Source organism: Halomonas sp. NCCP-2165 (genome assembly GCF_023708045.1).
GTDB lineage: Bacteria > Pseudomonadota > Gammaproteobacteria > Pseudomonadales > Halomonadaceae > Bisbaumannia > Bisbaumannia pacifica.
Genome location: NZ_BRCY01000005.1, coordinates 110,255 through 122,803 on the forward strand (window position 1 = coordinate 110,255; position 12,549 = coordinate 122,803).

Consider the following 12,549-nt stretch of genomic DNA (forward strand, 5'->3'; position numbering starts at 1 on the left):
AATAGGGCTGCGGCATAAATGTGTGCCTCCTACCCTACTTCTACTTTTTCTCACCAAAATTAACCTGCATATTCATTTTTCGCGTCTTCGCCGGCTCGTCAAGCGGCTGTTTTGCATTTTCATTGTAAGCCTTCCTGAGTCGCGACTCCGTGAAAATCATTCGCTCGATTTTTTCAGAAAGCTCATCTTCATTATCCGAGATAGGAAGGGAGCATGAAGAAGATATTTCTGATATATATTTTGCTATCACCTGTGCAGCGAAAACATGGCTCCGCCAATTACCACTTGGGCGAAGTCTTTCAAGTGCTGGCTCTATCAAACTACGGAGCAATAACTCCCTTTCTGATTTTTTCTCAGCTTTGATCTGATTCGCGGCTTGAGATCTCTTATCGTAACTCTTGTTACGAACCTCCTTTAAAATCCGCCATGCCGTGGCATGCTGTTGAGCACAAGCAAAAGCGGAAAGCATTGTCTCTCCAACTTTCATCAGCATTCCAGGCTGTGAACTCTCGGAATAATTTTCTTTTATTCTTCCCATGTTATATTCATATAAAATACGAACATATACTGACTGACGTACAGCAATTTCGAAATGGCGGTCTATTTTCTCATCGAGCTTCTCACCATTATTCACTGGCCGTATGATTACCGACCAATCTTCTTGAGGATTGAATTCCGCGCTTGCAATTTTCTCTACGGTGTCACTTATCGTGCCTTCAAAATCAATCGCATCAAACTCACCTTTTGGCTGCTCGTGCAATAAAGCGTCAACAAGATCTCCAGCTTTATCAAAGATCAGGTACCAAGGATCTAAAGTCGCCACGTCTCTACCACCTCCCATCTCAAGCCATTTAGTTTTTATAACACCAGCATCAGGCTGAGGCCACCCAGATTCGCCGGACGGCGAGAGCACGCCAATCCATCTTAGTCAACAGCCAACCTTAAAAATTCGAGAGCATCATGCATCGCCGGTACACGGCTGACAGACGGTTGCAAAGATTGGGTCATCAAGCCAGCCAATGAAGGGAACAGCGATGGCCAGAGCACTACTGAGACCCGAGCAGGTTGCTGAATGGCTGGGCATGAGCCTGAGCTGGGTGTATGGCAACAAGCACCGTATCGGTTTCGTCCAGATAGGCACTGCTGTGCGCTTTGAGCAAAGCGCAGTGGAGAGGTACGCTGAGGGCTGCAAGCGCGGCCCCCAGACAGGGGAACGCAACACATGGGAATCACCGTCCGATACAGGGAAAAGCGTGACCGGTGGGTGGTTACGGAAACGCACAACGGTCAGCGACATCAACGAACGTTTACGGGGGATCGAGAAGGGGAACGCCAGGCACGCGAGTATGCCGCCAAGCGCGAAGCTGAACTAAACGAGGCCGTTTTCCACGGCGAGGTGATGGGCCGCCAGCCGCGGCGCACCTTCCTCGAGGGGTTGGAGCGGTGGATCGACGAGTACGACGTGACCAGCCAGATCAAGGCCATTCGCCCGGTGGCCAACTACATGGGCGACCGGGTGCTGCTAGGGCAGGAGACGCTCGACCGGGCCCGGGAGATGGCGCGGGACCTTCGCCGCAAGGGCCGGGCCCAGAGCACCATCAACAACCATATCCAGGTAGTGAAGCGGGTGTTGAACCTGGCCTACCGCGAATGGGGCTGGCTGGACCGGCCACTGGGGGACAAGTTGAAGAAGAAGTCACCGAAGAACGAGCGCCACGTCTACCTGACCACCGAGGACCTGGGCGAGTTACTGCAAGCCATCCCCGACCGGAACTCGGTGGAAAAGAAGGTGATTGCCCTGGCGGCGCTGACCGGGTTGCGCCAGGGGGAGCTGCTCAGCCTCGAGGCTTCGAACGTCCACAGTGGTCGCATCCTGCTGCGACCAGACCAGACGAAAAGCGGCAAGGCCCGAGTGGTGCCGGTACCGGAGGATGCCAGGCCCTGGCTGAAGGAGCTGCCCTTCGCGACCACCTATCACCGGCTGCGCACAGTATGGGAAAAGGCCAGGGTGGCAGTAGGCCGGCCGGATCTGCGGTTCCATGACCTGCGCCACAGCTATGCGAGCATGCTGGCCCAGGCCGGCGAGAGCATGACCACGGTGCGGGATCTACTGGGGCACTCCAGCCTGATCGTCACCTCGCGCTATGCGCACATGTTCGATGCTGGGCTAGATGATATTGCTGCCAGGCTGCCGCGACTGAATGCGGCCATCTGCGACCAAACTGCGACCAAGCACTGAGGAGGAGTGCGACAGACGAGAGAAACGCCGCTAAGTGCCTGATTTATCTGGTACCGGTGGTCGGACTCGAACCGACAAGGGCTTGCACCCGGCGGATTTTGAATCCGCTGCGTCTACCAATTCCGCCACACCGGCAACGGCGTGGCATTATACGTGGCGGGCCGGGCAGGTCAATCGCGAATGCACCGGGCGGCCTGACTTGGCGGTCAGGACAGGGTATCCTAGGGCGCGTTTTTCCGGGTGCCCGGCGCCCGAGTTTCACTCCCTGCCACCGAGCCGAACGAGCCCGAACCGCCATGCAGCGCGCCGACTTTCACTATGAGCTCCCCGAGGAGCTGATCGCCCGTTACCCCTCCGAGCAGCGCAGCGACTGCCGCCTGCTGTGCGTGGATGGCAACAGCGGCGAGCTGGATCATCGCCGCTTCCCCGACCTGCTCGACCTGCTGGAGCCCGGTGACCTGCTGGTGTTCAACGACACCCGGGTGATTCCCGCCCGCCTGCACGGTCACAAGGCCAGCGGCGGCAAGGTGGAGATGCTGCTGGAGCGCCCCCTGGACGCCCACCGCGGCCTGGCTCACCTGCGAGCCAGCAAGTCGCCCAAGCCGGGCACCGAGCTGCACTTCGAGGGCGGCATCCGCGCCGTGGTGGAAGGACGCCGCGAGGCGCTATTCGAGCTGCGTTTCCTCGGCGAGACGCCGATGATCGAGCTCCTCGAACGCCACGGCCATATGCCCCTGCCACCCTATATCACCCGCGACGACGAGCTCAGCGACCGCGACCGCTACCAGACCGTCTATGCCCGCCGCGACGGCGCCGTGGCCGCCCCCACCGCGGGGCTGCACTTCGACGAGCCGCTGCTAGAGCGCCTCGCCGCCAAGGGCGTGGAGCGTGCCTTCGTCACCCTGCACGTGGGCGCCGGGACCTTCCAGCCGGTGCGCGCCGACGATATCCGCGAGCACCAGATGCATAGCGAGTGGGTGGAGGTGAGCGAGGCGGTCTGCGAGCAGGTCCGCGCCGCCCGCGCCGCCGGCCGTCGGGTGATCGCCGTGGGCACCACCAGCGTGCGCTGCCTGGAGAGCGCCAGCGCCGGCGGCGAGATCGCCCCACTGCGGGGCGATACCGATATCTTTATCTACCCCGGCTATGAGTGGCGCTGCGTGGATGCGCTGATCACCAACTTCCACCTGCCGGAGTCGACCCTGCTGATGCTGGTCTCCTCCTTCGCCGGCTATGACAGCGTGATGGCGGCCTACCGGGAGGCGGTGCGCGAGCGCTATGCCTTCTTCAGCTATGGCGATGCGATGTTCCTCACCCGCAAGACGCGCTGAGCCCCTTGTTTTCGAGTCGAGATTCCCATGCGTAACGACTGCTTCATGACCTTCGAGCACCTGGCCAGCGATGGCCGGGCGCGGCGTGGCCGCCTGACCTTCCCCCGTGGCACCGTGGAGACCCCGGCCTTTATGCCGGTGGGCACCTACGGCACCGTCAAGGGCATGACCCCGGCCTCGGTGAAGGAGATCGGCGCCGAGATTATCCTCGGCAACACCTTCCACCTCTGGCTGCGCCCCGGCACCGAAGTGATCGAGGCCCATGGCGACCTCCATGACTTCGCCCAGTGGGACAAGCCGATCCTCACCGACTCCGGCGGCTTCCAGGTCTTCTCCCTGGGCGAGATGCGCAAGATCACCGAGGAGGGGGTGCACTTCCGCTCGCCGGTAGATGGCGCCAAGGTCTTCATGGGCCCCGAGGAGTCCATGGCGGTGCAACGCTCCCTGGGCTCGGACGTGGTGATGATCTTCGACGAGTGCACTCCCTACCCGGCCACCGAGCGGGAAGCCGAGCTCTCCATGGAGCGCTCGCTGCGCTGGGCAAAGCGCTCCCGGGATGCCCACGGCAACTCGCCCTCGGCGCTGTTCGGCATCATCCAGGGCGGCATGTACCCGGAGCTGCGCCGACGCTCCCTGGACGGCCTGCTGGAGATCGGCTTCGACGGCCTGGCCATCGGCGGCCTCTCGGTGGGCGAACCCAAGGAGGAGATGATCAAGGTCCTCGACTACCTGCCCACCTGGATGCCGGACGACAAGCCCCGCTACCTGATGGGCGTGGGCAAGCCGGAGGACCTGGTCGAGGGGGTGCGGCGCGGCGTCGACATGTTCGACTGCGTGATGCCCACCCGCAACGCCCGTAACGGCCATCTGTTCACCTTCGAGGGCACGGTCAAGATCCGCAACGCCAAGCATCGCCATGACACCCGCCCCCTGGAAGAGGACTGCGACTGCTATACCTGCCAGCACTTCTCCCGGGGCTACCTCCATCACCTGGATCGCTGCGGCGAGATGCTCGGCTCGATGCTCAATACCATCCATAACCTGCGCCACTATCAGCGCCTGATGGCCGGTTTGCGCGGGGCTATCGAAGCGGGTACATTGGCGAACTTCGTGGAACGCTACTATGCCCGCCGGGGCCTGCCGGTTCCCGAGGCACCGCAGTAAGCCGACGACGCCTTTTTTGCGCCGCGGGGACGGCCCCGCGGCAATCTGCTTAACCTGTCCAGGAGACACTGACCCATGCTGGATTTCCTTATCGCTCCGGCCCATGCCGAAGGCGGCGCCGCCGCGGGCGGCGGTATCGCCCAGATCGTGATGCTGGTCGGCTTCGTGCTGATCTTCTACTTCCTGCTGTGGCGCCCCCAGGCCAAGCGCGCCAAGCAGCACAAGCAGCTGATCGGCGGCCTCGCCAAGGGCGATGAAGTGGTCATCGGCGGCGGCCTGGTGGGTCGCGTCACCAAGGTGAGCGACGAGTTCATCAGCATGGAAATCGCCGACGGCACCGAGGTCAATGTGCAGAAGAATGCCGTGGCGGCGGTGCTGCCCAAGGGCACCATCAAGTCCATCTGATCCTCGACCGCCCGGCCTCGCCGGGCGGTTTTCCCCCCGCCCGGCATCCGCCATTTCTTGCGTTAGCAACAAGGCAGGGCTTGCATGCTCAACCGTTACCCCCTGTGGAAGTATCTCCTCGTACTTCTGGTCCTCTTCGTCGGTCTCCTCTACGCCCTTCCCAACCTCTACCCGGAAGACCCCGCCGTCCAGATCAGCAGCGCCCGCGGCGACCTGGCCCTCGATGCCGATCAGGTGAATCGCCTGGAAAGCGCCCTGGAAGACGCCGGCATCGCCGTCAAGGCCAGCGAGCAGGATGGCGGCACCACCCTGATTCGCCTGCGCCATGCCGACGACCAGCTGCCCGCCCGGGAGCTGATCGCCGAGCGGGTCGATGATGACTATGTGGTGGCCATCAACCTGGCCGAATCGACCCCCGACTGGCTCGCCGGCCTGGGCGCCTCCCCCATGACCCTGGGCCTGGACCTGCGCGGCGGCGTGCACTTCCTGCTCGAGGTGGACATGGACGCGGCCCTGACCCAGCGCCTCGAGGTCAATGCCAGCGCCATGCGCGAGCTGCTGCGCGACGAGCGCATCCGCTACCGGGGCACCGAGATCGAGGGCCGCACCCTGACCCTGGCGTTTATCGACGAGGAAGATCGCGATAACGCCCGCCGGCTGATCGCCCGTGACTTCCCCGACTTCGACTACCAGAACCTCGGCGAGGGGCGCGGCGCGTCACTGGCCATGACCCTCTCCGAGCAGGCGGTCAACGAGATCCAGGACTACGCCATCAACCAGAACCTCACCACCCTGCGCAACCGGGTGAATGAGCTGGGGGTGGCCGAGCCCATGGTCCAGCGCCAGGGCCCCAACCGCATCGTGGTAGAACTGCCCGGCGTGCAGGACACCGCCGCCGCCAAGCGGGTGGTGGGTGCCACCGCCAACCTGGAGTTCCGCCTCGAGGCGCGCCCCGACACCCCGGACGCCGAGACCGAGCGCTTCGCCTTCCGCAACGCGCCCTCGCGCAGCGCCGACCTGATGCGCGACGTCATCATCACCGGCGACAGCGTCTCCAGCGCCAATCACAGCTTCGACGAGAACGGCCGCCCCCAGGTCAATATCAACCTGGACGGCACCGGCGGCACCCTGATGAACCGCGCCACCCGCACCAATATCGGCCGCAACATGGCGGTGCTCTTTATCGAGCACAAGACCCGCGACCGGGTGGTGCTGGAGGATGGTGAAGAGGTGGTGGTCCGCGAGCCCTACACCGAGCGCGGCCTGATCAGCCTGGCCACCATCCAGAGCGCGCTGGGCAACAGCTTCCGTATCACCGGCCTCGACTCCCCCACCGAGGCGGCGGAACTGGCCCTGCTGCTGCGCTCCGGCTCCCTGGCGGCGCCCATCTACTTCGTTCAGGAGCGCACCATCGGGCCCAGCCTGGGCCAGGACAACATCGACCGCGGCGTGATGTCGGTGATGATCGGCCTGCTGCTGGTGGTGCTGTTTATGCTGGTGCGCTACAAGGTGTTCGGCGTCATCGCCAACCTGGCCCTGGCCATCAACCTGGTGCTGCTGGTGGCCGCCATGTCGCTGCTCGGCGCCACCCTGACCCTGCCGGGCATCGCCGGCATCGTCCTGACGCTGGGCATGGCGGTAGACGCCAACGTGCTGATCTTCGAGCGGATACGCGAGGAGCTGCGCGGCGGCCTGTCGGTCCAGCAGGCGATCCACGCCGGCTACGAGCGCGCCTTCACCTCCATCGTCGACGCCAATATCACCACCCTGCTGGTGGCGGTGATCCTCTTCTCCATCGGCACCGGGCCGGTCAAGGGCTTCGCCGTGACCCTGTCACTGGGCATCCTGACCTCGCTGTTCACGGCCCTGATGGTGACCCGCGCCATGGTCAACCTGACCCATGGCGGCAAGCCGCTGAAGACGCTCCGGATCTAACGAGGTGAGCATGAAAAGCCTAGTCAATCGACAGTTCGACTTCATGGGCAAGCGCCGGCTCGCCTTCGCGATCTCCGGGGTGATGCTGCTGGTATCGCTCGCCTCCCTGCTGTTGCAGCAGCTCAACCTGGGGCTCGACTTCACCGGCGGCACCCTGGTGGAGGTGCGCTACGCCGCCGCCCCGACCCTGGACGCGGTGCGCCAGACCCTGGAGAACGCGGGCTTCCGCGACGTCTCGGTGCAGACCTTCGGCGCCGCCACCGAGGTGCTGATTCGCCTGCAGCAGGCCTTCGACGCCGAGGTGGGTGACCAGGTGGTGAGCCTGCTGCGCGAGGGCGGCACCGATGTCGACCTGGTCCGCGCCGAGTTCGTCGGCGCCCAGGTGGGCGACCAGCTGCGCGACCAGTCCGGCCTGGGGCTGCTGGTGGCACTGGGTATCGTGATGCTCTACGTGGCCTTCCGCTTCCAGTACAAGTTCGCCATCGGCGCCCTGCTGGCGCTGATCCACGACGTGATCATCGTGGTCGGCGCCTTCGCGCTGTTCCAGTGGGAGTTCGACCTGACCGTGCTGGCGGCCCTGCTGGCGGTGATCGGCTACTCGCTGAACGACACCATCGTGGTCTATGACCGCATCCGCGAGACGATCCGCACCTCGCGGATCGACGACATGCCGGCGATCTTCAACGAGGCGATCAACCTGACCCTGTCACGCACCCTGGCCACCTCCGGCACCACCCTGCTGGTGCTGCTGGCGCTGCTGGTGCTGGGCGGCGACATGATCCACTACTTCTCCATCGCCCTGATCATCGGCATCGTGGTCGGTACCTTCTCCTCCATCTATGTGTCCGCGGCCCTGCTGCTGGCGGTGAAACTCAACCGCGAGGACCTGATCCCGGCCAAGAAGGAAGATCCGGAGGCGGAAGAGCTGCCCTAGCCTCGCCGGAAGCCGGCAAGCACCCCAAACGAAACCGCCCCCATGGCATGGCCATGGGGGCGGTTTTTCTTGGTGCTTGGCGCTCGGCGCTTAGAAGTGCGGCTTAAGCTGCTGCATCAGCGCCTTGAACAGGCGCGGGTTGGCGGCCATCAGCTGTCCCTCGGCGGACACGCTGGGGGCGCCGTCCAGGGAGCCGATCAGCGCCCCGGCCTCCTTGAGCAGCAGGCTGCCGACCAGCTTGTCCTGCTCCTCCAGGCCCAGCACGAAGGCCATATCGACGCGACCGGCGGCCAGCTCGGCCATGTCCAGCAGGCCGCTGCCGGTGGCCAGCTGCACCTCCACCTGGGGCCCCAGGCGCTGGGCCAGGGTCAGATAGGCGGGGAAGTGGCGGGTGCGCTGCCACAGCTCCGGCAGGCCCAGGGCCAGGCGCCCTCCCTCGATGGCGGACGCCTTGGGCACACGGATACGCTTGCCGTTGTGCTGGGCACCACGGCCACGGCTGGCCAGGTATTCGTCGTCGCTGAAGGGACAGATGATCACGGCATGTTCCGGGCGGCCCTTGTGCAGGCACACCAGGGAGATCGCGAAGCCACGCCCGGCCACGCCCAGGTTGGAGTAGCCGTGGAAGGGTTCGATCTGCCAGTGGTAGTCACGCCCCTCGCCCTGCCCTTCGCGGTGCGGGGTATAGCGGCCGGCCACGCCGTGCTCGGGATAGCCCCGGGCGAGCTGGCGGGTGATCAGGGTCTCGGCATTGCGGGCGGTATCTTCCAGCAGCCGGTCGAGGTTGTGTTCTTCATGGGCGTTCTCGATACGCTCACGGATACGCAGAAACTGTTCGGCGGCGCTACGGGCAGCGCGCAGGCCGAATTGGACCATCGGATGCATGATCGGGCCTTGAGGAGTCGGTGACTGTTAAAGAACGGACGCGGGGCGTCGATAGTGGACGGCGCGAATCCTAGCAGATACCCGAGGATTGCGCCACGCACACGCCGGCGGTCGGCATGCTAAACTCTGCCCCCTTGGATTCAGCAGCCCCAGGTAACCCCCATGCTAGAGCGCATCCGTATCGTGCTGATCGGCACCAGCCACCCCGGCAATATCGGCGGCACCGCCCGCGCCATGCACAACATGGGCCTGACCGACCTGGCCCTGGTGGCGCCGCGCTGCGAGGTGCTGACCGCCGACAGCGTGTCCCGGGCCTCCGGGGCCGATCATCTGGTCCACGGCGCCCGCGTCGTCGAGACCCTGGAGGCGGCGGTGGCCGACTGCACCCTGGTGGTGGGCGCCAGCGCCCGCTCGCGCACCCTGCCCTGGCCGATGATCAGCCCCCGCCAGCTGGGCGAGCGCCTCCCCGCGGAGCTGGCCGCCCCCGAGGCGCGCATCGCCCTGGTCTTCGGCCGCGAGGACAGCGGCCTCTCCAATGCCGAGCTGCAGCGCTGCCATGCCCATGTGCATATCCCCGCCAACCCGGAATTCAGCTCCCTGAACCTGGCCACCGCGGTCCAGGTGCTGGCCTACGAGTGCCGCCTGGCCTGGCTCGACCAGCAGCAGGACGACGACGCCCTGCCGCCCATGGGCATGACCGAGACCGCCCCGCCGGCCAGCCATGCCGACCTGGAGCGCTACTTCGCGCACCTGGAGCGCACCCTGATCACCATCGGCTTCCACGACCCGGCCACCCCGCGCCAGTTGATGGCCCGGCTGCGCCGCCTGATGATGCGCGCCCGCCCCGACAGCATGGAGGTGAATATCCTGCGCGGCATCCTCAGCGCCACCGAGAAGCAGGCCGAGGCGGCGCGTCGCCGCGAGGGTTGAAGGCCACCGTCCGGGGCCCCACTATTAAGGCGTAGGCCTGTCCATCGACCGAGGCCGACGCCGCCTTGCCGCTCCCTGGGGAGGGGCAGCCATCGCCATCAAGGATCACCGCATGTTTCAACGCCTGCGCGAAGATATCAATAGCGTTTTCGCCCGCGACCCCGCGGCACGCAACTTCTTCGAAGTGCTGACCAACTACCCCGGTCTGCACGCCCTGCTGGCGCATCGCTGTAACCACTGGCTGTGGCAGAAGAACCTCAAGTGGCTGGCGCGCACCCTCTCGACCCTGACCCGCTGGCTCACCGGCGTGGAGATCCACCCCGGGGCGAAGATCGGCCGGCGCTTCTTTATCGACCACGGCATGGGGGTGGTGATCGGCGAGACCGCCGAGATCGGCGACGACGTCACCCTCTACCACGGCGTGACCCTGGGCGGCACCAGCTGGAACAAGGGCAAGCGCCACCCCACCCTGGAGGATGGGGTGATCGTCGGTGCCGGGGCCAAGATCCTCGGCCCCTTCAACGTCGGCGCCGGCGCCAAAATCGGCTCCAACGCGGTGGTCACCAAGGCGGTGCCCGCCGGCGCCACCGTGGTGGGCATTCCCGGCAAGATCGTCAAGCGCGACGAGCCGGACGTGGAGGAGGTGCCCAGCTTCGACCCCGAGCGCCGCGAGGCGATCCGCAAGAAGTTCGGCTTCGATGCCTATGGCGTCAGCCAGGACATGCCCGACCCCATGGCGCGCTCCATGCAGGCCATGCTCGATCACATGCATGCGGTGGACGAGCGCATCGAGCGGATGTGCTCCACCCTGCGCAAGCTCGATGCCAGCTACCGGGAAGGCAAGCTGCCGGAGCTGCGCGACGAGGACTTCGCCGAGATCCTCGAGGACATGGACGGCTGCTGCCCGCCGGCGGAGGCCGACCCATCGCCGCGTCAGGCGCGCCCCAATCCGCCCGACGACAAGGCCACCGGCACCGGGGAATAGTTGACCCTTCTACTGGGGCTTCCCCATAATGGTGGGCCAACAGCCACTCGTGGCGCGCGATCGGCGCCACCAAGCGTGCACTCACTATGCGCCTGACCACCAAAGGACGTTACGCCGTCACCGCCATGCTCGACCTGGCGATAAACGCGAGCCGTGAGCCCACCAGCCTGGCCGATATCTCGCGCCGCCAGGAGATCTCGCTCTCCTACCTGGAGCAGCTCTTCGCCCGCCTGCGCCGTGCCCAGCTGGTCAAGAGCGTGCGCGGCCCCGGCGGCGGCTATCTGCTGGCGGTGGCCCCGGAGGCGATCACCGTGGCCCGGGTCATCGATGCGGTGGACGAGTCGGTGGATGCCACCCGTTGCCAGGGGCTCTCCGACTGTCAGCAGGGCGATACCTGCCTGACCCACCACCTCTGGTGCGAGCTCTCCCGGCAGATCCACGGCTTCCTCGACGGCATCACCCTGGCCGACCTGATCGCCCGCCAGGAGGTCCAGCGGGTGGCCGATCGCCAGCGTCAGCGCCACGCCGACGACACCATCGCCACTTCGTCGCCCTGAGCGGCCCCGTTTTCTCGCAGCGAGTCCCGATCCAGCCCATGAGCGCCCCTATCTACCTCGATTATGCCGCCACCACCCCGGTCGATCCCCGCGTCGCCGAGGCCATGAGCCGCCACCTGACCCTGGAGGGCACCTTCGCCAATCCGGCATCGCGTAGCCATATGCCGGGCTGGCTGGCGGAGCAGGCGGTGGAGGGCGCGCGTCGCCAGGTCGCCGACCTGATCAATGCCGACCCCCGCGAGATCGTCTGGACCAGCGGCGCCACCGAGGCGGACAACCTGGCACTGATCGGCTTCATGCGCGCCAACCGCGGGCGGGGCCGCCACCTGGTGACCTCGACCATCGAGCACAAGGCGATCGTCGATACCGCCAAGGCCCTGGAGGCCGAGGGCTTCGAGGTGACCTGGCTGAGCCCGGGGAGCGATGGCCGCATCACCCCGGAGCAAGTCGCCGAGGCGATGCGCGACGACACCCAGCTGGTCTCGCTGATGGCGGTCAACAACGAGCTCGGCGTGATCCACGACCTGGCGGCCCTGGCCGAGGTGGTCCACGCCCGTGGCGCCGTCTTCCATGTGGATGCCGCCCAGGCCGCCGGCAAGCTGCCCCTGGACGTGGCGGCCCAGGGCATCGACCTGCTGTCGCTCTCCGCCCACAAGGTCTACGGCCCCAAGGGCATCGGCGCCCTCTATGTGAAGCGCAGCCCCGAGATCCGCCTGGAGGCGCTGATTCATGGCGGCGGCCACGAGCGCGGCATGCGCTCCGGCACCCTGGCGACGCACCAGATCGTCGGCATGGGCGAGGCCTTCGCCCTGGCCCAGGCGGAGGGCGAGGCGGACCAGGCGAGCATCGCCGCCCTGCGTGAGCGCTTCCTGGCCGGCCTCGCCGACCTGGACGGCATCCATGCCAATACCCGCCTGGAGGCCGCCGTACCCAATATCGTCAACCTGGCCTTCGACGGCGTGGATGGCGAGTCGCTGCTGATGGCCCTGCGCCAGCTGGCCCTCTCCACCGGCTCCGCCTGCAACTCCGCCAGCGTCGAGCCATCCTATGTATTGCAGGGCATCGGCGTGCCCCGGGCCCGGGCCCTGGCCTCGCTGCGTTTCAGCTTCGGCCGTTTCACCAGCGAGGCCGATATCGATCAGGCCCTGGCGGAGATCCGCCACGCCCTGACCCGGCTTCGCCGCTGA

Annotated in this window: 12 protein-coding genes, 1 tRNA gene and 1 pseudogene; 11 read left to right on the top strand and 3 right to left on the bottom strand. The window is 65.6% G+C overall.

Annotated features, from left to right (window positions below):
• Positions 1-40: 40 nt before the first annotated feature.
• Positions 41-913, bottom strand: coding sequence for a hypothetical protein (locus NFU04_RS04285; RefSeq protein WP_251308268.1), 873 nt, complete (start codon positions 911-913; stop codon positions 41-43).
• A gap of 121 nt (positions 914-1,034) precedes the next feature.
• Here NFU04_RS04285 and NFU04_RS16480 point away from each other — a divergent pair.
• Positions 1,035-1,178: pseudogene (locus NFU04_RS16480) on the top strand (helix-turn-helix domain-containing protein); the annotation flags it as partial.
• A 44-nt stretch (positions 1,179-1,222) separates the two neighbouring features.
• A complete protein-coding gene (locus tag NFU04_RS04290; protein ID WP_251308269.1) occupies positions 1,223-2,239 on the top strand; it encodes a tyrosine-type recombinase/integrase in 1,017 nt (338 codons plus the stop codon).
• 48 nt (positions 2,240-2,287) lie between these two features.
• Here the strand turns inward: NFU04_RS04290 and NFU04_RS04295 are convergent.
• Positions 2,288-2,374 (bottom strand) — tRNA-Leu (locus tag NFU04_RS04295).
• Between the two features lie 161 nt (positions 2,375-2,535).
• Between NFU04_RS04295 and queA the strand changes: the two genes are divergently transcribed.
• The 5 genes from queA (at position 2,536) to secF (ending at position 8,005) form a co-directional block, all read left to right on the top strand.
• Positions 2,536-3,567: a tRNA preQ1(34) S-adenosylmethionine ribosyltransferase-isomerase QueA gene (gene queA, locus NFU04_RS04300; protein WP_251308270.1), complete on the top strand. Its 1,032-nt coding sequence runs from the start codon at positions 2,536-2,538 to the stop codon at positions 3,565-3,567.
• Between the two features lie 45 nt (positions 3,568-3,612).
• A complete protein-coding gene (gene tgt, locus NFU04_RS04305) occupies positions 3,613-4,731 on the top strand; it encodes a tRNA guanosine(34) transglycosylase Tgt (RefSeq protein ID WP_251308332.1) in 1,119 nt (372 codons plus the stop codon).
• A gap of 75 nt (positions 4,732-4,806) precedes the next feature.
• A complete protein-coding gene (gene yajC / locus NFU04_RS04310; protein ID WP_251308271.1) occupies positions 4,807-5,136 on the top strand; it encodes a preprotein translocase subunit YajC in 330 nt (109 codons plus the stop codon).
• A gap of 84 nt (positions 5,137-5,220) precedes the next feature.
• The gene (gene secD / locus NFU04_RS04315) at positions 5,221-7,071 is read left to right on the top strand and encodes a protein translocase subunit SecD (protein WP_251308272.1); all 1,851 of its coding nucleotides are present in this window, start codon (positions 5,221-5,223) and stop codon (positions 7,069-7,071) included.
• 10 nt (positions 7,072-7,081) lie between these two features.
• Positions 7,082-8,005 (top strand): protein translocase subunit SecF, encoded by a 924-nt coding sequence (gene secF, locus NFU04_RS04320; RefSeq protein ID WP_251308273.1) that lies wholly within the window; start codon positions 7,082-7,084, stop codon positions 8,003-8,005.
• A gap of 90 nt (positions 8,006-8,095) precedes the next feature.
• Here secF and NFU04_RS04325 read toward each other — a convergent pair whose 3' ends face one another.
• Positions 8,096-8,890 (bottom strand): inositol monophosphatase family protein, encoded by a 795-nt coding sequence (locus NFU04_RS04325; protein WP_251308274.1) that lies wholly within the window; start codon positions 8,888-8,890, stop codon positions 8,096-8,098.
• 162 nt (positions 8,891-9,052) lie between these two features.
• Between NFU04_RS04325 and trmJ the strand changes: the two genes are divergently transcribed.
• The 4 genes from trmJ (at position 9,053) to NFU04_RS04345 (ending at position 12,549) form a co-directional block, all read left to right on the top strand.
• Complete coding sequence (trmJ, locus tag NFU04_RS04330) at positions 9,053-9,820, top strand: tRNA (cytosine(32)/uridine(32)-2'-O)-methyltransferase TrmJ (protein ID WP_251308275.1); 768 nt, start codon at positions 9,053-9,055, stop codon at positions 9,818-9,820.
• A gap of 112 nt (positions 9,821-9,932) precedes the next feature.
• Positions 9,933-10,805, top strand: coding sequence for a serine O-acetyltransferase (gene cysE / locus NFU04_RS04335; protein WP_146801441.1), 873 nt, complete (start codon positions 9,933-9,935; stop codon positions 10,803-10,805).
• Positions 10,806-10,891: 86 nt separating this feature from the next.
• Positions 10,892-11,362: a Fe-S cluster assembly transcriptional regulator IscR gene (gene iscR / locus NFU04_RS04340; protein ID WP_251308276.1), complete on the top strand. Its 471-nt coding sequence runs from the start codon at positions 10,892-10,894 to the stop codon at positions 11,360-11,362.
• A 38-nt stretch (positions 11,363-11,400) separates the two neighbouring features.
• Positions 11,401-12,549 carry an aminotransferase class V-fold PLP-dependent enzyme gene (locus NFU04_RS04345; RefSeq protein ID WP_251308277.1) on the top strand — a complete coding sequence of 383 codons (1,149 nt, stop codon included), beginning with the start codon at positions 11,401-11,403 and terminating at the stop codon, positions 12,547-12,549.

What these genes read in the sequence shown, in the direction of transcription:
- yajC (WP_251308271.1), top strand. Translation starts at nt 4,807, where the DNA reads ATGCTGGATTTCCTTATCGCTCCGGCCCATGCCGAAGGCGGCGCCGCC.
- secF (WP_251308273.1), top strand. Translation starts at nt 7,082, where the DNA reads ATGAAAAGCCTAGTCAATCGACAGTTCGACTTCATGGGCAAGCGCCGG.
- queA (WP_251308270.1), top strand. Translation starts at nt 2,536, where the DNA reads ATGCAGCGCGCCGACTTTCACTATGAGCTCCCCGAGGAGCTGATCGCC.
- iscR (WP_251308276.1), top strand. Translation starts at nt 10,892, where the DNA reads ATGCGCCTGACCACCAAAGGACGTTACGCCGTCACCGCCATGCTCGAC.
- NFU04_RS04290 (WP_251308269.1), top strand. Translation starts at nt 1,223, where the DNA reads ATGGGAATCACCGTCCGATACAGGGAAAAGCGTGACCGGTGGGTGGTT.
- trmJ (WP_251308275.1), top strand. Translation starts at nt 9,053, where the DNA reads ATGCTAGAGCGCATCCGTATCGTGCTGATCGGCACCAGCCACCCCGGC.
- cysE (WP_146801441.1), top strand. Translation starts at nt 9,933, where the DNA reads ATGTTTCAACGCCTGCGCGAAGATATCAATAGCGTTTTCGCCCGCGAC.
- NFU04_RS04325 (WP_251308274.1), bottom strand. Translation starts at nt 8,890, where the DNA reads ATGCATCCGATGGTCCAATTCGGCCTGCGCGCTGCCCGTAGCGCCGCC.
- tgt (WP_251308332.1), top strand. Translation starts at nt 3,613, where the DNA reads ATGACCTTCGAGCACCTGGCCAGCGATGGCCGGGCGCGGCGTGGCCGC.
- secD (WP_251308272.1), top strand. Translation starts at nt 5,221, where the DNA reads ATGCTCAACCGTTACCCCCTGTGGAAGTATCTCCTCGTACTTCTGGTC.
- NFU04_RS04345 (WP_251308277.1), top strand. Translation starts at nt 11,401, where the DNA reads ATGAGCGCCCCTATCTACCTCGATTATGCCGCCACCACCCCGGTCGAT.